A 19,318-nucleotide genomic window follows, 5' to 3' on the forward strand; every position below is an offset into this window, starting at 1 on the left:
AGAATCAGATTTCATATGGATTTTTATACATAGTGTCGTCGACATTCTCCTTACATAGCTCGCTATTCGCGTCGAATGTATCCTCGCTCTGTATAAAAATCCAAGAATGAAATCTGATAACGATTTAATCAGTGTTTCCCTAAGGAAGAATTACATACAAAGGAATACTAAACCTATGCATATCGTACTGGTAGAACCGGAAATTCCGGGAAATACGGGGAACATTTCCAGGCTCTGCGCAGCAGAGCATCTGGTGCTGCACCTGGTGGAGCCGTTGGGCTTTTCCATCGATGACAAGCACCTGAAGCGGGCGGGGCTCGACTACTGGGATCTTCTGGAGGTCCATGTTCATCCGGACTTTGACTCCGTGAAGCGCATGCTTGCGGGTCATCATTTCTACTACAATACCACCAAGGCGATCAAGACGTATTCGGATATTTCGTATACGGAGGATGATGTCCTTGTATTTGGGAAAGAGACGAAGGGACTTCCTGAAGAGCTTCTTCTGGAACATGAAGAGGACTGCATCCGCATCCCCATGATCGAAGAAGCACGGTCTCTCAATCTGTCGAATGCGGTCGCGATCGTCGCCATGGAAGCACTCCGGCAGACGGGTTTCCACCATCTCTTGAAGAAGAGTGGACGTTTATTCAAAGGAGGAAGCAGTCATGAATACGTATGACGCAGCTTATGATCTGGCCAAAGCCATCAAGGAAAGCGATGAGATGAAGCGTCTCACCGCTGCCGCAGATCAAGTGAAGAACGATGCCGATGCCAAAAAGATGGTGAAGGAATATATTATGGCACAGATGCAGGCAGACTATGCCAAACTTGCAGGGCAGAAGGACGATGAAAAGACCTATCAGCATCTGCAGGAACTGGCGGTCCTTGTCAGCAACAACAGCAATGCCCAGGAATATCTTCAGGCATTTATTCGTTGGAATCAGGTGGCTGCGGATTTGCAGAAGATCGTCTCGGATGCAATGGCGCAGGGTATGGATGTATTGGAATTAGATAAGAAATGACAGACTGGAAAGTTTTTTTCGACGGGATCCTCACAGAGAGAGACCTCAAGATCAATGAACCGATGAGCCGCCATACGACCTATGGCATCGGCGGCCCTGCTGACGTTTTTGTCACTCCGCAGACAGAAGAACAGCTTATTGAGATCCTCCGGAAGGCGGATGCGGAAGGCATCGCTGTCACGGTGATCGGCGGCGGCTCGAATACGCTCGTCAGCGATAAGGGGATCCGTGGCATCACCATTTGCATGAACCGTATGAAGCAGGAAATGACCTGCGAAGGCGAATGGATCACTGCCAGCGGCGGCACAGGCACGGGCACTGTCGCTCGCTTTGCGGAAAAGAACAGCTTGAAGGGCTTCGAGTGGGCTGTCGGTATCCCCGGTACGGTCTGCGGTGCGGTTTTCATGAACGCCAATGGCTATGGCAGTCAGATGAAGAGAGTCGTAGAAGAGGTCTATGCCATCACCAGAGACGGCAAAGAAAAAAAGACCTACGGCTGGGATGACCTGCACTATGGCGACAGCGACAGCGTATTCATGCACAATGGGGATATCATCGTCGGCGTAAAGCTGCATCTTTCTCCCGGCAATCCGGAAGAAATCAAGAGAGAAATGACAGAACACCAGATCTCTCGTCGCACCAAGCAGCCGCTCGAAAAGAGAAGCGCCGGCACCATGTACCTCCGTCCGCCGGGATACCATGTCGGACCGATGATCAAGGACTGCGGTCTCATCGGCTTCTCGATCGGTGATGCACAGGTCTCCACCAAGCATCCGGACTTTGTCGTAAACAACGGACATGCTTCCTGCCAGGAGATCCTGGATGTGCTGCATGAAGTCCAGAAGCGCATCATGGAGAAATATCATGTCCACGTCCCGCTTGATGTGCGTATCATCGGTGAAGGTGTACAGCAGGAAAGATAATAGGAGAATCGGAGAAGAGCTGCCTTGATGGGCGGCTCTTTTTGGCGTGTGTCTTTTTTTAACAGCACTGCCAAACGGGGACAGGAAATACCGGCGGAGAGCCTGTCAGGCATATGCCTTTGGGTCGCCTTTCCTTCATAATAAATTTCTCATTTTCCCCCTTGCATTTCTGACTAAAGTTATGTATTATATAAAAGTAAGTTAGCACTCGAGATGAGTGAGTGCTAATAGTCCAAAGGAGGAATAGAAATGTTAAAACCATTAGCAGATCGTGTTCTTGTTAAAGTAGATACCGAAGAAACGAAGACCAAAGGCGGCATCCTGTTGCCAGATACAGCACAGAAAAAATCTCAGAAAGGCGAAGTCATTGCTATCGGCTCCGGCAAAATGCTCGATGACGGCACCCGCGTACCGTTCGAAGTCAAAGTGGGCGACAGAGTCCTCTTTGCCAAATATTCCGGCGTGGATATCGAAGAAAATGGCCAGAAATTCCTGCTTCTCTCCGAAAGAGACGTACTGGGGATCCTGTAATAAAAAGTATCTGGGGAGTAGGGATGAGCGCAGGTGAATCCCTGCCTAAGATCTTTCATCGATTGTTTTATAGCAAAAACTAGGAGTGACATACCATGGCAAAGAAAGTTCTTTATAATGAAGAAGCCCGCGCAGCTCTTTTAAGAGGTGTCGATCAGCTGGCAAATGCAGTAAAAATTACTCTGGGACCGAAAGGTCGTAACGTCGTACTCGACAAGAGATTCGGCGCTCCGAACATCGTCAATGATGGCGTCTCCATCGCTCGTGAGATCGAGCTGAAGGATCCATTTGAAAACATGGGTGCGCAGCTGGTCAAAGAAGTCGCTACCAAGACCAATGATGTAGCAGGCGACGGCACCACCACCGCTACCCTTCTTGCACAGTCCATGATCCATGAAGGCATGAGAAACGTAGCTGCCGGCGCAAACCCGATGGTCCTGAAGAAGGGCATCGAAGAAGCAGTCAAGGTCCTTGTCGAAGAGATCAAGAAAAAAGCCGTACCGGTACAGACCAAAGAAGCGATCGCACAGGTCGCTTCCATCTCCTCTGCCGATAAGACCATCGGCGGTCTCATCGCTGATGCGATGGAAAAGGTCGGCAATGACGGCGTCATCACGGTCGAAGACTCCAAGACCATGGGCACCAGCCTGAAGGTCGTAGAAGGCATGCAGTTCGACCGCGGCTACCTTTCCCCATACATGGTCACCGATCCGGACAAAATGGAATGTGTCATCGACAATCCGCTGATCCTTATCACCGACAAGAAGATCAATATGCTCCAGGATATGCTTCAGCTCCTCGAACAGGTGGCTAGAAGCGGCAAGGAACTCGTCATCATCGCTGAAGACGTCGAAGGCGAAGCACTGGCTACTCTCGTAGTGAACAGACTCCGTGGCACCCTGAAATGTGCAGCTGTCAAAGCACCGGGATTCGGCGACCGCAGAAAAGCTATGCTGCAGGATATCGCTATCCTGACAGGCGGCACCGTGATTTCTGAAGAAATGGGCCGCGCCCTGAACAGCGCTACCTTAGATGATCTCGGCACCGCTCACCAGATCCGCATCACCAAAGACAACACCACCATCGTCGGCGGCGCAGGTGATAAAGACCAGATCGCAGCCAGAGTGGCTCAGATCCGTGAACAGTACAAAGAAGCTACTTCCCAGTTCGACAAAGACAAACTGCAGGAACGTCTGGCAAAGATGTCCGGCGGCATTGCAGTCATCGAAGTCGGCGCTGCTACCGAAGTAGAAATGAAGGATAAGAGACTGCGCATCGAAGATGCTCTGAATGCGACCCGCGCAGCTGTCGAAGAAGGTATCGTCGCTGGCGGCGGCACCACCCTGCTCGATATCCAGGATAAACTGGATACCATCGAAGCAGAAGGCGATGTCAAGACCGGTGTGAACCTCGTCCGTCATGCCATCGAAGCTCCGGTTCGTCAGATCGCTGACAATGCCGGCCTCGAAGGTGCTATCGTAGCTGAAAAGGTCAAAGAAGCTGGCCAGGGCATCGGCTACAATGCAGCAGAAGACAAGTACGAAGATATGCTGAAAGCCGGCATCGTCGATCCGGCAAAGGTCACCAGAAGCGCACTGCAGAATGCAGCTTCCATCGCAGCTCTGGTCCTCACCACCGAAGCTATCGTCGGCGAACTGCCGGAAGAAAAACCGGCTATGCCTCCGATGCCGCAGGGCGGTATGGGCGGAATGATGTAATTTCGCATCGCATCTGAAAGATAAGAAATGAAAGATCCCCACCATCGATTTGACCGATGGCGGGGATCTTTTTGCGTGCGGGATGGGGCGAAAATAAGAAAGAGTGGCGGCTTTTCCAAAGGACAGAAGCGTGAGATACCTGCATCGTCCATAGAGACCGTTGAACCTGTTCCCACCCTTATGCTACAATCAAAAGAAAAGTTACAGAAATGGAGAAGACTATGGAGAATCTGAAGAAAGTCATCATCAGTAAGCGCGCGGAACTCGCGGCGAAGGGCGGACACCCGTGGATCTACGGGACGGAGATCGAGCACGCGGACGAAGGCATCGAAGCCGGTGATATCGTGCGCGTGGAGTCGAAGAAGGGAAAATTCGTGGGAAGCGGTTTCTACAATCCGCACTCGAAGATCACCGTCCGCATTTTTTCGACGAATGCGAATGATACCTTCAACGCAGCCTTCTGGAAGCGCCGCGCAGCGTATGCGGTGGATTACCGCTTGCAGGTGATGCGGAAGGAAGACTATGATTGCTGCCGCCTGGTTTTCGGGGAAGCGGACCAGCTGCCGGGACTTACGGTGGATCGCTTCGGCGATGTGCTTTCCGTGCAGGTGCTCTCACTGGGGATGGAGCGGCATAAGAAGGAATTCTTGGACGGCCTCATCGAAGTGCTGCGGGAGCGGCAGCTCGCGGTCTCCTGTGTCTATGAAAGAAATGATGTCAAGATCCGTGAGCTGGAGGGGATGCAGCAGTACAAGGGCTTCTATCGCTCTTCGCTGCTGGATCCGGCGGCAGAGAAGACACGGGTGGATATCGTGGAGAACGGCATTCGCTATACGGTTGACGTGGAGAACGGGCAGAAGACGGGCTTCTTCCTTGACCAGAAATTCAATCGCCTCGCGGCGGCGCAGATCGGGAAGGGGCGCCGTGTCCTCGACTGCTTCACGCACACGGGCGCCTTTGCGCTGAATATCGCCAAGGGCGGTGCGGCGAGCGTGACGGCGCTCGATATTTCCAAAGAAGCCGTCGAAATGACGGCGCACAATGCGAAGCAGAATGGCCTTGCCGTCGAAGCCGTCGAGGCAGATGTCTTTGATTTTCTGACCGAGCTCGACAAGAAAAAAGACCACAGCTATGACTACATCATTCTCGATCCGCCCGCTTTCACCAAGTCAGGAAAGACGGTCCATGAAGCCTTCCGCGGCTACAAGGAGATCAACTACCGTGCGATGAAGCTCCTGCCGCGCGGCGGATATCTGGCGACCTGCTCCTGCTCACATTTTATGGGTGAGGAGCTCTTCGTGAAGATGGTGAAGGAAGCAGCGCGCGATGCCGGCGTCACGCTCCGGCAGATCGAGTTCCGCCAGCAGGCTCCCGATCATCCGATCCTTATGACGGTGCCGGAGACCTATTATTTGAAATTCTTCCTCTTCCAGATTGTATAAAGGAAACGCTGATTAAATCGCAGAATTCGATTTCACATGTATTTTCATGCAACGCTTCGTCATAACCCTCCTTAAATAGCTAGCTATTCGCGTCGGATTATTCCTTGCACTGCATGAAAATACAAGAGTAAAATCGAACAACGATTTAATCAGTGTTTCCTAAGAAAAACGCTCAGCCGGATCGGCTGAGCGTTTTTTACTTGATGGGTTCAGGGTTCAGGTTGGCGGGTTCAGGGTTTTGGTGCGGTGTATCATAATAGGTAGCGCCGCGGAGTATGGAGGATGACAGGCTTCCCGTTTCTGGTTTCGCGCACAGGAACCGTTTCACCGCGAACGAAAAAGATTCCTCGGCTTCGCTCGGAATGACGATACGGGGAAGACGCTTAGTGCGAATAGTATGAAAACGTTTCGGTGAGTTGCGCCTCTGCCAGGCACTCTATCCTGCGTCTTCGGTGTGCCCCTTCTTCAAGGGGCTTCTCAGTTGAGGAGATTGATGCAAACCCTAAACCATAAACCCTAGTCCCTAGCTACTAGTGACTAGTCCCCAGTCACTAGTCACCCGTCCAGCCTTTCTTTCAGATAGTCGGTAAAATTCAGGATGCGTGTCGCGGTCCAAAGGCCGTTTACGTCTTTTTCCAGCTGTACCTGCCAGGTGAAGTCGCGGGCGAGGTCCTTGTCGTGGAGCTTCACATAAGCGATGGCTTTGCCGTCCGCTTCTTCGATCTTGAAGATGTCGGTGAGAGAGAGGGCGGAAGAGCCGGCGTAGGCAGTGAGGGTCTTGACAGGCTTGTCCAGAAGGGACTTGGAGGCAGGGGCGCCATCTTTGAATCGGATCTCTGTCTGTCGGATGAGTTCCTTCACGACTTCTTTCTTGATGCTTTTCACAAGGGAGGCAGCGATGGCGTGTTCGGGAAGACCGTCGGCCTTGAGCTCGGCGAGCATGTCGTCCAAGGCGTAGCTGTAGACTTTGGCGACATCGACGCGTTTGCAGAAGAGATCCCAGTCCTTTTTCTGCACGGCCTGCTGGATCTCTCCCGCCGCAAAAGCGGGCGTATTCTGCCAGTACAGGAAATACCAGCCGCCGGCAGCGGCAAGGAGGATCATGAGGGTGATGAGGAGCTTTTTGAAGATCGACATGAAAATGACCTTTCATTAAATAACAGAGGAAGGTACGGATCCCTAGTCACCCGTATCGAAGAGGGCTTTCTGCTGGGTGAATTCGAGCATGCCGTAGATGCCGCCTTCGCGGCCAAGGCCGCTTTCCTTGTAGCCGCCGAAGGGAGCCGCTGTATCACGCGGGCTGGCATTGATGTAGACATTGCCGGCCTTGATGCGATGGGCGATGGCGATGGCTTCTTCTTTCGGCCCATAGACACCCGCATTCAGACCGTATCGGGTGTCATTGGCGATCCTGACCGCATCGTCAGTGTCTTTGTAGGTGATGACACAGAGGACCGGACCGAAGATCTCATCCTGCGCGATGGTCATATCATTCGTGACATTCGTGAAGATCGTGGGATGGATGTAGTAGCCGTGATCGGGGCTTTCCGGCAGGCCGCCCGTGAGGAGCCTTCCCCCTTCGGAAAGACCCTTGCTGATGTATTCGCTGATTTTCCTGTACTGCGCCATGGAGGACACCGGCCCGAGCTTCACGCACGGGTCTGTCGGGTCGCCGACCGTATATTCTTTGGCGATGGCGCAGAGCTCTTTTTCGATGAGGGCTTTCTCGCTTTCCGGGATGAGCAGGCGGGAGAAGGCGGTACAGGTCTGGCCGGAGTTCAGAAAGATGCTGTTGAAGCAAATGCGGATCGGTGTGCTGTAGTTATGGTCCTTTGATGGAAGGATCACGTAGGGCGATTTCCCGCCAAGCTCAAGGCTGATATGCTTCACGCTTTCCAGCGCTCGCTTGCCGACGGTGACGCCGCCTGAGGTGGATCCGGTGAAGGAGATCATGGAGACGAGCGGATGAGAAGAGAGCGCATCGCCCACTTCGCCGCCGCGGCCGGTCACGAGGTTGAAGACGCCTTTCGGAAAGCCTGCTTGTTCAAAGGCATCGGCGAGGAAGTAGGAGGAGAGCGGCGTGTGCTGGCTCGGCTTTAGGATGACGGTATTGCCCATCAGCATCGCAGGTATGATCTTCTGTATGACCTGTCCCAAGGGGTAATTCCATGGAGTGATACATCCGATGACGCCGATCGGCTCACGATAGGTGGTGGAAGCCGCCATTTTTTCGACCATGGGAACGTCCGGCGCAAGGTCGATGTAGGACATGGTACGGACGTACTGGTACTCGACCTGCGAGGCTTTGGTGAAGGTATATGGCGAGCCGAGCTCCCGGATGGTGATGTCGATGAGGTCATCCTCCTGAGATTTGAAAATGGCGAGGAATCGCTCCATCAAAGTGATGCGTTCGGCGAGCGGCTTTTTCGCCCAGGCAGGGAAAGCGGCATAAGCGGCTTTGGCGGCCTTGTCTACGTCATCGCCGTTTCCCGCCGGAACGCGGGCGAAGATCTCCCGTGTGGCCGGGTTTTCTACCTCGATGAAATCTCCGGATGCGCCCGGGATCCATTCGCCATTGATATAGAGCTTTTCATAATCCATAGCAAACACCTTCCTTTAGACAAAAGAGAGCCCCCTTGCGAGCGCTCTCCCCCTTGAGATGATGATATTGAATCTAGGAAACCGCTGATTTAATCTGACAACGATTGAACCAGTATTTCCCTAGATTATTATAGCATGAGGGAAGGGGAAGACAAGGGGGCCAAAGTGACTGGTGACTAGAAATTAGTAGCTGGGGATTAGTAGCTAGGGATTAGGTTTGCGATACGAGAAAACCGCTAGTTTCAAACTTCGGGCAACGTCCAGACCATCCTCTCGCCACTTCCTCTGGAAGGGGCTGCCGAGCGGAGCGAGGCGGGGTTGGCCCCCACGTATGTTAGACGGAAGGAACCCCAAAGCCAATCTCCGCCCCTTCGGGGCACCTCCTTCCAGCGGAAGGAGGGAGAAGTTGGTCTTCGGGCATCGCCTTATATATACTCGCGGCGAAGCCGCCACCACCACTCCTCACTCCTCACTCCTCACTCCTCACTCCTAACTGTTGAGCAAAACTTTTATCCCCTATCAAGGGCCAGCCCTTCCCCTAGCCCCTCATGGTATAATGAAAAGGAATCTATGATTCAAAAAGATCGGAATTTATGATACAATAATTAATATAGAATTAGGAGGAAACATGGGCTTATTAGATGATACGCTGGATCGGATCCAGCCGCTCAGCCAGGAAGCCATGGAAGAGGCCGGGAAGCGCTGGCATGATCTGTACCTCGGTATGGGAAACCTTGGCAAGATGGAGGATATGGTGACGCGCTACATCGGTGTCACCGGGGAAGCGATGCCGGATGTCCCGAAGGGGTGTATGGTGATCGCATGCAGCGACCACGGGGTATACAAAGAGGGCGTGTCTGCCTACCCGCAGGAGACGACGGTCGGCATGACGAAGGCCTATGTGGTCGCGAAGGGCGCCTCCTGCAATGCGATGGCGTACTATGCGGGCATGGACATGGTGGTGGTCGATGTGGGCATCAATCATGATATGACAGGAGTCCCGGGACTCTTGGATCGCAAGATCGCCTGGGGGACGAAGAACATCGCGGAAGGTGCGGCGATGACACGTGAGCAGGCGATCCGCTCCATTGAGATCGGCATCGAGATCGCAGAAGAAAATGTAAGAAAGGGATACAAGGTCTTTTCGATCGGGGAAATGGGGATCTCCAATACCACCTCATCGGCCTGCATCCTGGGGACCTTCAATCACTGGAACGCCATCGAAGTCACGGGGCGCGGGACAAATATTTCTGACGAACGCCTCGTCCATAAGGTAGAGGTCGTGCAGAAGGCGATGGATGTGAACCATCCGGACCCAAAGGACGGGCTCGATGTGCTTGCCAAAGTCGGCGGATTTGAATTCGGATGTCTCACGGGTGTCATCCTGGGGGCGGCCGCCAATCACGCGATGACCATCATCGACGGATTCAATACGACAGCGAGCGCCTTCATCGCGAAGGCACTCGCGCCGCAGGTGTCAGACTATCTCATGGCCTCGCACCTGTCGCTTGAGCAGGCGCACAAAAAATCGCTGGCGGCGCTGGGACTTTCCGAATATATTGATCTGGATTTCCGCCTGGGTGAATCCATCGGCGCGGGCATTCAGAAGAAAATGCTGGATATGGCGATCTCCGTCTATCGGGAATGTGTCACCAAAGAAGAAGCGGGGGTGGAAGCATGAGCGAGATCCCGAAACTGAATCAGGAGATCATGGAGGCCTGCCAGCTCTATGTGGATAATCTCATCAAGCCGATCCATTCGCTGGGAAAGCTGGAGGATATGGCTGTCCGTATGGCCGGCATTTTAGGCGAAGTGAAGCCGACATACATCAATAAGGCGGTCGTCATTTTCGGCGGGGATACGGCCGTCGATGGCGAGAACAAGACGAAGGGGCAGCTCTCGCACGCAGAGATGAAGCTGGTCGCGCAGGGCGCGGGACCGGTGAATGTTCTCGCGCGGCAGATGGAGATGCCGGTCTACCTTGTCGATGTCGGTCTTGAAAAGGATACCTCCGATATCGAAGGCATATTGGCAAAGAAGGTGATCCATGGTACGCATCAGGGGCATCCCGCCATGGATGATGATGTCGCCAAAGCGGCGATCTCTCTGGGCATGTCGGTCGGGAAAGCCCTCGCGGGAGAGGGCATCCAGGCCGTCGGCCTCGGCAATATCGGAGAGCGCTCCATGCTGTCGGCACTCGCGGTGACGGCAGCCGTCATGAAGGAGGATCTCAAGAAGGCATCGGCGAGAAGCGGTTTCTCTATCCAACTTTCTGATGTCGGCGACTTCGCCAAGGATCCCGTCGGTGCGCTCGCCATGGTCGGCTCGGCAGAGATCGCAGCCCTCTTCGGTCTTACCGTAGAAGCGGCGCGCCGCGGCATCATGGTCGTCTTTGACAATGCTGTCACAGGCGCTGCCGTGCTTGCCGCACAGGCCGTGTATCCTGAGATCAAAAACTATATTTTCCCATCTGTCTATTATGAAGAACCGGTTCATCAGATGCAGATGCAGAAGATGGGCATGAAGTCATTCCTGCACTATGATTTCACAGAAGCGGAAGGCTACGGCTCAGCCCTCGGGCTCTCGCTTCTGGACGCAGCGATCGATATGCTGAACCAGATGAAGACCTTCGGCAGCGCTGACGTAGCCGTCGCAGAGGATGGTCCGGGCAAGGGTCGTCAAAGAGAGGACGTGAAGTGATGAAAGCACTTTTTGTACGCTGTTATGGGAAGCTGACCGCAGATATGATGATCGGCGGGCTCATCGATATGGGGGTGCCGCCGGTCTATCTGAGATCGAAGCTGGAGGATGCCGGCCTTTCTGCCCCATTCATCGAAAAGCCGAATCCGAAAGCACAGATCTCCGCCCACTATTTCCATATCCCGGAGACAGGCGAAAAGCCGATGCTCCTGAAGGAGCGGGATATTTTCAAGCTGTGGCGGGATATCTGCGAGAAAGGCGCTCCGGACTGGGAAGACACCGGCTGGAAGGTCTTCTCTGCTTTGACCAGCGGCGCATCGGATGCCATCGATGAGATCGCAGGAAATATCATCGACCTGCGCCGCATCGGTGTCAGTGAAGAGAATCTGATCTCGCTCTACCTCTTCCTGGCCTGCCTCGACTATCTGGAGGTAGAGAGCCTTTTCGTCGTACCTTTTTCTTTAAAAGAAGGGAGATCGGAACGCGCAAGAGCGACTCTCCACATTCTGACCGATGCCGGCTCCACGGTGGGCGAGCCCATCGACGCAGAGGACATTCATCCATTCGCGGCAGCCATGCTAGAAGGGCTGGCGGCCAAATTCATGCCCATGGACGGCCGCTTTCTGGCAGACAAGACTGCCTATGGCAGTGCCAGTGCCGAGAAGCCGACCGGCGAGAGCACCGTCGCCGAGTATCTGGGCTACTTCCAAGACCGCGGCGACTCCATCTTCAGCCGTCATCTCAAGGTCTTCGGCATGGCAGGGGATCTGATATAAGAGATAAAAAAGGGACTGTGAAGAAATGAATCCTCATTTCTTCACAGCCCCTTTTTACTTTGCGTTCATTTGGTTCAAGGTTCAAGGTTCAGGGTTCAGGGCTCTCGTGGCGGCTTCGCCGCCTTTTTTAAAAGATGGTATTCTCGTATCGCAGCCTTCCCCTCTAGGTAATGCTATTAAGTTAAGGAAATCGTTAGCTACGTAACGTCTTGCTTCCCCCTTCGGGGGAAGTGCCGAAGGCAATATGTGCAAGCGAACTGGATTTTTAGGAGCTAAGCGACGCTAAAATCCAGTGAGACGCCATTTCGAGCTAAGCGAGATGGGGCATGTTAGCGGTATAGCGTGCTATGTTGAATAGTCCGACACTATCGATATGTCAACACTTTCATTCAATACCGCTACGTAGCCCCCTCAGCCCTTCGGGCAGCTCCCCCGATGGGGAGCCAAGAACGTTCTGCCGCTTAACTTAATGGCATTACCCTCTAGGGGAAGGTACCCGCAGGGGCGGATAGGGTGACTATGGCATGAAAGACAGCTGGGATAAGGTTTCCCGGTCACTCCTATGAGAGCTGCAAGTCCCCCGCGGCAGATTGAACGTGAAAATGAGATGATCGTTATTTCACATCGCCTTTTTTGCTGAAGGCGCAGCCGGCGCCGGTCGCAAGGGCGAGATATCGGCTGCCCGCCGAACCTTGCCCTGAAAACCGTTCCGAAAATTTTTTCAAAAACCACTTGCAAAATACGGCGGAATCGTATATAATACTTTTCGTCGCACAGCGAGAGTGCTGACAGCGAAATGAACATCTTGACTGAATGAAAATTTCCTGTTGACACGAAGTAAACGATATGATACAATATCAAACGTCGCTGAAATGCCAAGACTTACATCGGTTCGATCCGAAAAAATAAGACTTGACAAAAGACAAAACTGTGATATAATAATATCGCTGTTAAGCAAATGCGGAAGTAGCTCAGTGGTAGAGCACAACCTTGCCAAGGTTGGGGTCGCGGGTTCGAGTCCCGTTTTCCGCTCCATAGTTAGTTACATCGTAAGATGTTTCTATAGATTCCTGAATAGCTCAGCCGGTAGAGCGCGTGACTGTTAATCACGATGTCGCAGGTTCGAACCCTGCTTCAGGAGCCAATAGGGGTATCGCCAAGCGGTAAGGCAACGGACTCTGACTCCGTCATGCGTAGGTTCGAATCCTACTACCCCTGCCAAATGATCCACTAGCTCAGTCGGTAGAGCACTTGACTTTTAATCAAGGTGTCCCGCGTTCGAGTCGCGGGTGGATCACCATAAGTGGCCTGTTCGTCAAGCGGTTAAGACACCGCCCTTTCACGGCGGGTTCGGGGGTTCGAATCCCCCACAGGTCACCAATGTGGGCGATTAGCTCAGCTGGGAGAGCGTCTGCCTTACAAGCAGAATGTCAGCAGTTCGATCCTGTTATCGCCCACCAAAAGGCCCGGTGGTGTAGTGGTCTAACATGCCGCCCTGTCACGGCGGAGATCGTCAGTTCAAATCTGATCCGGGTCGCCACTTTTATTTGCCTCGGTAGCTCAGTTGGTAGAGCAAAGGACTGAAAATCCTTGTGTCAACGGTTCGATTCCGTTCTGAGGCACCATTCCTGCGGCTGTGGCGGAATGGCAGACGCGCTACTTTGAGGGGGTAGTGATCTTTCGATCGTGTGAGTTCAAGTCTCACCAGCCGCACCACTCTTTTTTCTACTTGATTCCCTCAATTCAATTTTATATGCGGTCGTGGCGGAACTGGCAGACGCGCTATCTTCAGGCGGTAGTGGAGTAATCCGTGAGAGTTCAAATCTCTCCGACCGCACCACTAAAATGAGAAAAAGCTCATCCATTGGATGGGCTTTTTTGTTGCGCTTGCCGGAATGGAGCGTGAGGCTCTTTTCTCTGGCAGCATGTCTTGCGCCGCCTTGCGGCAGGTATTTTTGTATCGGTATTCTAAGAAAGAGGAGATCTTTTTCATTCGCTGCGAGGCGAAGAATGTGTACCCGTTCACCATGGGAAACCTCTCTGCCCGGCGCGATTATGATATAATATATACTACGATGTCTGCCCCTTTTGCAAGGCGGCGGATGACGCATTGGGGATCGGCGCCGTGATGTCATTCATGCGCCGCACCATCCTTCAAAGCTTATAACCCTTTGAACCTGTTGCCCATCGGCATGGGGCTTTGGCGTTGATTGGCACGCGAGTGCGTACCCTCATGGAGTTTACTATGGAAAAGAAATTGGTCATTATTGATGGCAGCAGCCTTTTATACCGCGCGTTCTATGCGCTGCCGCCCACTATGACATCGCCGGATGGGATCCCGACGAATGCGGTCTATGGATTTCTGCGGATGCTGCTCGGTCTCTATCGCGATCTGGACCCGGAATATATGGCAGTGACCTTCGACAAGGATCGACACAACTTCCGCACGGAGATGTACGAGGGATACAAGGCTACGAGAAAGCCGGCACCGGATGAACTCGTGCCGCAGTTTGACCTCATCCGCGACGTGATGCAGGTGATGGGTGTCGCGGTGTACAGTCTTGACGGCTACGAGGGAGATGACATCTTAGGGACGCTCTCTCTTCGCTATGAAAAGGAAATGCCGGTCAATATCGTGACGGGCGACCGTGATGCGCTGCAGCTCTCAAGCAGCCGGACGACGGTCTTCCTCACGCAGAAGGGCATCACGAATATGGCGGCCATGACGCCGGAAGCGGTCTTTGAAAAGTACCACATAGAGCCGCGTCAGGTGATCGATATGAAGGCGCTTATGGGGGATACTGCAGACAATATCCCCGGCGTGCCGGGGATCGGTGAGAAGACGGCTTTGAAGCTCATCACGCAGTATGACAATCTGAATAATCTGTATGCCCATGTTGAAGAGATCAAAGGCGCGCAGGGAAAGAAGCTTACTGCGAATAAAGAGCTGGCCTATCTTTCCTATGACCTGGCGACCATCAAGCGCGACGTGCCGCTGGAGACGTCTCTGGAAGAAATGCATCAGCCCGTTCATTTTGAGGAAATGCGTGTCCTGTTCCAAAAGCTCGGGATCAATCTTTTGCAGCAGTTTGCCAGCCTTCCGCGCTTCCGTGCATTGGCGGAAGCGAAGAAGGAGCAGAGCCGGGCCGAGCTTGTGAAGGCTTTACCCTGGCAGGGAGAGACGTTTGACGAAAAGGTCGCAGCCCTTTTGATCGACCGCTCCGGGATCGCGCCTTTCTTTACGGCAAGGTCTGCGGTCGTTGTGAGTGAGGGACGGGCGTACACGGCGGTGCCGGCGCAGTATGAGAAGCTCGCGGAGGCCCTCGCGAAAGCGAAAGCAGTAGTGACAGTCGATGCGAAAGCCCTCACGGAGTCAGATTTCCCGGCCGATTCACTGCCCCTCTTTGATGTACAGATCGCCTCCTACCTGCTGGACCCGGCGCGCGTGACGTACCCCTTATCGTACATGGCAGGGCTCTATGGAGTGCCCGAAGTCTTTGCGGATGAGATGGAAGATTTCGCAGACAAGGGCAGTCTCATCGGAGATTTCCTGTCGAAGATCTATGGGCCGTGCTGCCGCAAGCTCGAGGAAAATGGAGTGATGACACTTTTCACGGACGTGGAAGAGCCGCTCGTCAAGGTGCTTTCCGCGATGGAGAAGGCCGGCATCGCGACAGACCAGCAGCGCTGGCAGGAGGTCAAGGCGGACATGGAGAATGAGGTGGGCCGCCTCGTGAAGGATATCTACACTGAGGCAGGGGAACCGTTCAATATCAATTCGCCCAAACAGCTCGGACATATCCTTTTCGAGAAGCTGGGGATGCCGGCGGGCAAGAAGACGAAAACGGGCTACTCGACCGCTGCGGACGTGCTGGAGAATCTGGCGGTCAGCTATCCCTTTGTGGGGAAGATCCTTCGCTACCGCACGCTCTCGAAGCTGATCTCCACCTACCTCGAAGCGCTGCCGAAGCTCATCCGTAAGGAAACGGGCCGCATTCATGGCTCCTTCAACCAGACGGTGACGGCTACGGGCCGTCTTTCAAGCTCGGATCCGAACCTGCAGAACATCCCTGTCCGCACGGAGGAAGGAAAGAAGATACGCTCCCTTTTTGTACCGGGCGAGGGCTATGACTGCTTCATCTCTTCGGACTATTCGCAGGTCGAGCTCCGTATTCTTGCGCATATGTGCGGTGATGAGAGCCTGATTGCTGCCTTTGCGAACCATGAGGACATCCACCGCCGCACCGCGGCCGAAGTGCTGGGCATCCCCTTCGAAGAAGTCACCGACGAGCAGCGAAGCCATGCGAAAGCCGTCAATTTCGGCATCATTTACGGCATCAGCGGATTTGGCCTGTCCAAGCAGCTCGGCATCACGCCCAAGCAGGCGCAGGACTATATCGACAGGTACAATGCCCGCTACCCGAAGATCCATGGCTTCATGCAGCGTATGATCGAAGAGGCTAGGGAGACGGGACGTGCCGTCACGCTTTTTGGTCGCTATCGCGAGCTTCCGGACATCCGCAGCAAGAATTTCATGCGCCGTTCACTCGCAGAACGCATGGCGATGAATACACCGATCCAAGGCACGGCTGCAGATATCATGAAGATGGCGATGATCGCCGTCTATGACAAGCTGAGGAAGGGTCACTATAAGAGCCGCGTCCTTCTGCAGGTCCATGATGAATTGGTCGCAGAGGTGGTGGCGGAGGAAAAAGAGGAGATCGCTGCTCTTTTAAAAGAAACGATGGAATCCGTCGTCACGCTCAAAGTCCCGCTCCTCGCCGACGTCCATGCGGGGAAGAACTGGGCGGAGACGAAGTGAGCGGAGAGGTTGGTGACTAGGGGTTAGGGATTAGTAGCTAGGGATTAGGTTTGCGATACGAGAAAACCGCTAATTTCAAACCTTCGCAGCGCTTCATATGTAATTGCAGCGAAGCTGCCACCACACCCCTGACCCCTGAACCCTTACCCCTGTTCTCATTATCATTCAAAGGAAGTTATCTCATTATGTATCGTATCGGATTATCCGGCGGCGTAGGCTGCGGGAAAAGCACAGTCTCCTCCTACCTGAAGGAGCTGGGGATCCCCATCATCGATGGGGACCTGCTCGCGCGCGAGGCAGTGCGGCCGGGCAGTGCGGCCATGGAAGACATCCGGCACGCCTTTGGCGAGGCCATTTTCAATGAGGACGGGACGCTTGATCGGCTGAAAACGGCAGAGATCGTTTTCACGAAGGAAGAGAAACGCCAGCAGCTGAATGCCATCATCCATCCCTTCATCTGGCACCGCACGCAGGAAGAACTTCTGAAAGCCCAGGAGGAAGGTCATGACCTTGTTGTACTCGACATGCCGCTCCTCTTGGAGATTTCCTGGCAGCTGCGTGTGGAAGAGGTCTGGATCGTTAAGGTACCGCTGGAAATGCAGATCGAGCGTGTCACGCTCCGCGACGGCTTCACCAGAGAGCAGGTCCTTGACCGCATCCATAAGCAGATGCCGACGGACAATAAGCTGAACTATGCGGATGTCATCATTGATAACAGCCGCTCTGTCGAAGATACCCGCCGCCAGGTGAGAGAAGCCCTCGCGAAGGCGAAGGAACGGATGAGGAATATTAGGGACTAGTGGCTGGTGACTGGTAGCTAGGGATTAGACTAGGAGACTACAGATTTTCTTGTATCGTCGTTTTAAGCGAAGCGGGAGATCTTTTTCGTTCGCGGTCAGGGACTCACGCTTTCCCTACATGTACCACGTATCTCTCCGCTTTCCTCATCTGTCTTTCATACCGCCAGTGCCCTATCCGCCCCTGCGGGGCACCTTCCCCTAGAGGGGAAGGCTGACGATACGAGGGAAACCTGCTGTCAAAAGGCTTTTGGGCATCGCCCTATACATATTCGCAGCGAAGCTGTCACCACGACCTTGAACGCTGAACCTTGAACCCCGCATCATTTTTGCCTGAAAGGAGCTGAATCCATGAGAACCGCCTTGAAACGGAAAAAGAGAGAAGTCCACAGACATCAGGGAAATACGGGGGCCATGCTCTTCACCCTTCTTCTGGCCATTCTGTGCGGTCTTGCGGTCTACATCCTTTCGGACATTTCTTTCATGCGTCCCTCGCGGGAGATCTCTCTCCTCATTTCAGAGAGCGCGAAGAAGGAGGAAATCTCGCCGGCTCTTTTAGAAGCCGTCATCCTGACGGAGAGTAAATTCGATAAAAAGGCGGTCTCCCATGTGGGCGCGATCGGCATGATGCAGCTCATGCCGGATACCGCAGAGTGGATCTCCGAGGAAAGCGGCCTTCCGGCGAACCGTCTGGAGCGTCCCGAGGAGAATATCCCGCTGGGCGCCTGGTATATCAATTACCTGTTGAAGGAGTATCACAACAATGAAGTCCTTGCGCTGGCCGCGTACAATGCGGGTCGCGGCAATGTGGACCAGTGGATGAAGGACTATGGCTGGAAGGAAGGCTTCTCTGATATGAACCAGATCCCTTTCCCTGAAACGCGGGAATTTGTGAAGTCCGTCACCGCAGCCAGAGACAGGCTTGAGGCAGAACTGGCGGAGAAGTGACTGGGATTAGTGGCTGGGGACTAGTGACTAGGAATCAGAAGTCAGAGGTCAGATGCTAGAAGTCTGAAGTCTGAAATCCGAAGTCTAATGTCTAATGTCTAACATCTCCTAGTCTTCCAGTCTCATAGTCTCATTTAGAAAGGAGTCACCATGGCTGACGTGGATGAAAAAACAAAGAAGGCGCGTGCGGAGCGCCGCGAGAAGCTGCTTGCCTGGTACGAGGAGAAGGATCTTCCCCCGGTCATCGGCGACTATGAGCTTCGCATCATTGATGAGCAGCACGATCGCATTTATTATGCCTTCGGCTGGTTTCACAAGTCGAATGGATGGAAGATCCGCGTCTTATACGATGAGGAAACGGCGGATTACATGGTGAAGATGGATCTGCACATGATCACGCTGACGGAGATCGAATGCATCACGGGCGATCTTGAGGAATTTAAACGCCTCGTGAAACTGCTGACACCGGAGGCGATCGAGAAGGAGTTCATCCATCGCGAGAAGGTCTCCATTCTGGTCGAGGGCAAGGGCTTCATGGTCTGGGACTATGAAGAGCTGCTGCCGGAGAAGCTCGGGCACTATGTGCGTGTCATTGCGCCGAAAATGCCGCTTCTTGGGCTGAACGGCTCCTACATCATCGCTGCCTATGAGTGTGAAGAAAAAGATACAGGGATCCTTTTCTTCTATAACATGTATCGCGATGAATACTACGGCGAGCTTCGCGCCAAGGGCATCCCTGGCATCATTCATCAGTACGATGCCAGAACCATAGAAGCCCTTGAGGCGGCGATCGAGAAGCACCTGGTGAAGGATCTGAAGGAGCTCTATGAGCATCCGGTGATCGAGGATTAGAGGGTTCAAGGTTCAGGTTGATGGGTTCAGGGCTCGCCCGTGGGGCAGCTCACCCCTTGATTGAATGAGAAATTAGAAATGAGAAATGCGAAATGAAGGTGCGGCGCATAAAAATAAGGAAGCGCCGCGAAGTATAAATAATGGCGATGCCATGAGCTGGCATGCCAGTCACTAGTCACCACC

General features: G+C 53.6%; 15 protein-coding genes and 10 tRNA genes. 23 read left to right on the plus strand and 2 right to left on the minus strand.

The features are described 5' to 3' along the window. Positions 1–175 precede the first annotated feature (175 nt). From ACGG9R_RS01595 to ACGG9R_RS01620, 6 genes are all read left to right on the plus strand, one after another. Positions 176–682 (plus strand): tRNA (cytidine(34)-2'-O)-methyltransferase, encoded by a 507-nt coding sequence (locus ACGG9R_RS01595; RefSeq protein WP_022105390.1) that lies wholly within the window; start codon positions 176–178, stop codon positions 680–682. Further along, positions 669–1,025 (plus strand): YlbF family regulator, encoded by a 357-nt coding sequence (locus ACGG9R_RS01600; protein WP_390150653.1) that lies wholly within the window; start codon positions 669–671, stop codon positions 1,023–1,025. Before ACGG9R_RS01595 ends, ACGG9R_RS01600 begins: the two co-directional genes overlap by 14 nt. Then, a complete protein-coding gene (gene murB, locus ACGG9R_RS01605) occupies positions 1,022–1,948 on the plus strand; it encodes a UDP-N-acetylmuramate dehydrogenase (protein WP_390150656.1) in 927 nt (308 codons plus the stop codon). Before ACGG9R_RS01600 ends, murB begins: the two co-directional genes overlap by 4 nt. A gap of 249 nt (positions 1,949–2,197) precedes the next feature. Beyond that, positions 2,198–2,479 (plus strand): co-chaperone GroES, encoded by a 282-nt coding sequence (gene groES / locus ACGG9R_RS01610; RefSeq protein WP_022105387.1) that lies wholly within the window; start codon positions 2,198–2,200, stop codon positions 2,477–2,479. A gap of 95 nt (positions 2,480–2,574) precedes the next feature. Next, positions 2,575–4,197, plus strand: a complete 1,623-nt coding sequence (groL, locus tag ACGG9R_RS01615) for a chaperonin GroEL (RefSeq protein ID WP_390150659.1) — start codon at positions 2,575–2,577, stop codon at positions 4,195–4,197. Between the two features lie 221 nt (positions 4,198–4,418). Beyond that, positions 4,419–5,639, plus strand: a complete 1,221-nt coding sequence (locus tag ACGG9R_RS01620) for a class I SAM-dependent rRNA methyltransferase (RefSeq protein ID WP_390155034.1) — start codon at positions 4,419–4,421, stop codon at positions 5,637–5,639. A 555-nt stretch (positions 5,640–6,194) separates the two neighbouring features. Here ACGG9R_RS01620 and ACGG9R_RS01625 read toward each other — a convergent pair. Together ACGG9R_RS01625 and ACGG9R_RS01630 are read right to left on the minus strand one after the other, a co-directional pair. After that, positions 6,195–6,776, minus strand: coding sequence for a hypothetical protein (locus tag ACGG9R_RS01625; RefSeq protein WP_390150661.1), 582 nt, complete (start codon positions 6,774–6,776; stop codon positions 6,195–6,197). 42 nt (positions 6,777–6,818) lie between these two features. Further along, positions 6,819–8,240, minus strand: a complete 1,422-nt coding sequence (locus ACGG9R_RS01630) for an aldehyde dehydrogenase family protein (RefSeq protein ID WP_390150664.1) — start codon at positions 8,238–8,240, stop codon at positions 6,819–6,821. 628 nt (positions 8,241–8,868) lie between these two features. On the opposite strand from ACGG9R_RS01630, the gene cobT reads away from it, so the two are divergent. The 17 genes from cobT to ACGG9R_RS01715 all read left to right on the plus strand — a co-directional run bounded on the left by cobT (position 8,869) and on the right by ACGG9R_RS01715 (position 19,135). Beyond that, positions 8,869–9,921, plus strand: a complete 1,053-nt coding sequence (gene cobT, locus ACGG9R_RS01635; RefSeq protein ID WP_390150667.1) for a nicotinate-nucleotide--dimethylbenzimidazole phosphoribosyltransferase — start codon at positions 8,869–8,871, stop codon at positions 9,919–9,921. Beyond that, positions 9,918–10,940: a nicotinate-nucleotide--dimethylbenzimidazole phosphoribosyltransferase gene (locus ACGG9R_RS01640; protein ID WP_390150670.1), complete on the plus strand. Its 1,023-nt coding sequence runs from the start codon at positions 9,918–9,920 to the stop codon at positions 10,938–10,940. The genes cobT and ACGG9R_RS01640 overlap by 4 nt, the downstream gene beginning before the upstream one ends. After that, positions 10,940–11,716, plus strand: coding sequence for a nickel insertion protein (gene larC, locus ACGG9R_RS01645; RefSeq protein ID WP_390150673.1), 777 nt, complete (start codon positions 10,940–10,942; stop codon positions 11,714–11,716). Before ACGG9R_RS01640 ends, larC begins: the two co-directional genes overlap by 1 nt. Before the next feature lie 960 nt (positions 11,717–12,676). After that, positions 12,677–12,751, plus strand: a tRNA-Gly gene (locus ACGG9R_RS01650). 33 nt (positions 12,752–12,784) lie between these two features. Further along, positions 12,785–12,860, plus strand: a tRNA-Asn gene (locus tag ACGG9R_RS01655). Between the two features lie 2 nt (positions 12,861–12,862). After that, positions 12,863–12,937, plus strand: a tRNA-Gln gene (locus ACGG9R_RS01660). 3 nt (positions 12,938–12,940) lie between these two features. Further along, a tRNA-Lys gene (locus ACGG9R_RS01665) sits at positions 12,941–13,016 on the plus strand. A 5-nt stretch (positions 13,017–13,021) separates the two neighbouring features. Beyond that, positions 13,022–13,096: transfer RNA gene (locus ACGG9R_RS01670), tRNA-Glu, on the plus strand. A gap of 4 nt (positions 13,097–13,100) precedes the next feature. Next, positions 13,101–13,176 (plus strand) — tRNA-Val (locus tag ACGG9R_RS01675). 3 nt (positions 13,177–13,179) lie between these two features. Continuing rightward, a tRNA-Asp gene (locus ACGG9R_RS01680) sits at positions 13,180–13,256 on the plus strand. Between the two features lie 9 nt (positions 13,257–13,265). Beyond that, positions 13,266–13,341: transfer RNA gene (locus tag ACGG9R_RS01685), tRNA-Phe, on the plus strand. A gap of 5 nt (positions 13,342–13,346) precedes the next feature. Next, positions 13,347–13,432, plus strand: a tRNA-Leu gene (locus ACGG9R_RS01690). 39 nt (positions 13,433–13,471) lie between these two features. Beyond that, positions 13,472–13,556, plus strand: a tRNA-Leu gene (locus ACGG9R_RS01695). A gap of 405 nt (positions 13,557–13,961) precedes the next feature. Further along, positions 13,962–16,538: a DNA polymerase I gene (polA, locus tag ACGG9R_RS01700; protein WP_390150676.1), complete on the plus strand. Its 2,577-nt coding sequence runs from the start codon at positions 13,962–13,964 to the stop codon at positions 16,536–16,538. A 185-nt stretch (positions 16,539–16,723) separates the two neighbouring features. Continuing rightward, positions 16,724–17,338 (plus strand): dephospho-CoA kinase, encoded by a 615-nt coding sequence (coaE, locus tag ACGG9R_RS01705; protein ID WP_390150679.1) that lies wholly within the window; start codon positions 16,724–16,726, stop codon positions 17,336–17,338. A 348-nt stretch (positions 17,339–17,686) separates the two neighbouring features. Continuing rightward, entirely contained in the window at positions 17,687–18,283 is a 597-nt protein-coding gene (locus ACGG9R_RS01710) for a lytic transglycosylase domain-containing protein (RefSeq protein ID WP_390150682.1), read from the plus strand. A gap of 150 nt (positions 18,284–18,433) precedes the next feature. Beyond that, positions 18,434–19,135 (plus strand): hypothetical protein, encoded by a 702-nt coding sequence (locus tag ACGG9R_RS01715; RefSeq protein WP_390150685.1) that lies wholly within the window; start codon positions 18,434–18,436, stop codon positions 19,133–19,135. Positions 19,136–19,318 lie beyond the last annotated feature (183 nt).

The organism is Dialister sp. i34-0019-2H8 (assembly GCF_042846925.1).
Lineage (GTDB): Bacteria > Bacillota > Negativicutes > Veillonellales > Dialisteraceae > Dialister.

Bases quoted from the DNA above. Each gene is read 5' to 3' on its own strand.
- coaE (WP_390150679.1), top strand. From the start codon at position 16,724: ATGTATCGTATCGGATTATCCGGCGGCGTAGGCTGCGGGAAAAGCACA.
- ACGG9R_RS01595 (WP_022105390.1), top strand. From the start codon at position 176: ATGCATATCGTACTGGTAGAACCGGAAATTCCGGGAAATACGGGGAAC.
- groL (WP_390150659.1), top strand. From the start codon at position 2,575: ATGGCAAAGAAAGTTCTTTATAATGAAGAAGCCCGCGCAGCTCTTTTA.
- ACGG9R_RS01715 (WP_390150685.1), top strand. From the start codon at position 18,434: ATGGCTGACGTGGATGAAAAAACAAAGAAGGCGCGTGCGGAGCGCCGC.
- ACGG9R_RS01620 (WP_390155034.1), top strand. From the start codon at position 4,419: ATGGAGAATCTGAAGAAAGTCATCATCAGTAAGCGCGCGGAACTCGCG.
- ACGG9R_RS01625 (WP_390150661.1), bottom strand. From the start codon at position 6,776: ATGTCGATCTTCAAAAAGCTCCTCATCACCCTCATGATCCTCCTTGCC.
- larC (WP_390150673.1), top strand. From the start codon at position 10,940: ATGAAAGCACTTTTTGTACGCTGTTATGGGAAGCTGACCGCAGATATG.
- ACGG9R_RS01710 (WP_390150682.1), top strand. From the start codon at position 17,687: ATGAGAACCGCCTTGAAACGGAAAAAGAGAGAAGTCCACAGACATCAG.
- groES (WP_022105387.1), top strand. From the start codon at position 2,198: ATGTTAAAACCATTAGCAGATCGTGTTCTTGTTAAAGTAGATACCGAA.
- ACGG9R_RS01640 (WP_390150670.1), top strand. From the start codon at position 9,918: ATGAGCGAGATCCCGAAACTGAATCAGGAGATCATGGAGGCCTGCCAG.
- ACGG9R_RS01600 (WP_390150653.1), top strand. From the start codon at position 669: ATGAATACGTATGACGCAGCTTATGATCTGGCCAAAGCCATCAAGGAA.
- ACGG9R_RS01630 (WP_390150664.1), bottom strand. From the start codon at position 8,240: ATGGATTATGAAAAGCTCTATATCAATGGCGAATGGATCCCGGGCGCA.
- murB (WP_390150656.1), top strand. From the start codon at position 1,022: ATGACAGACTGGAAAGTTTTTTTCGACGGGATCCTCACAGAGAGAGAC.
- polA (WP_390150676.1), top strand. From the start codon at position 13,962: ATGGAAAAGAAATTGGTCATTATTGATGGCAGCAGCCTTTTATACCGC.
- cobT (WP_390150667.1), top strand. From the start codon at position 8,869: ATGGGCTTATTAGATGATACGCTGGATCGGATCCAGCCGCTCAGCCAG.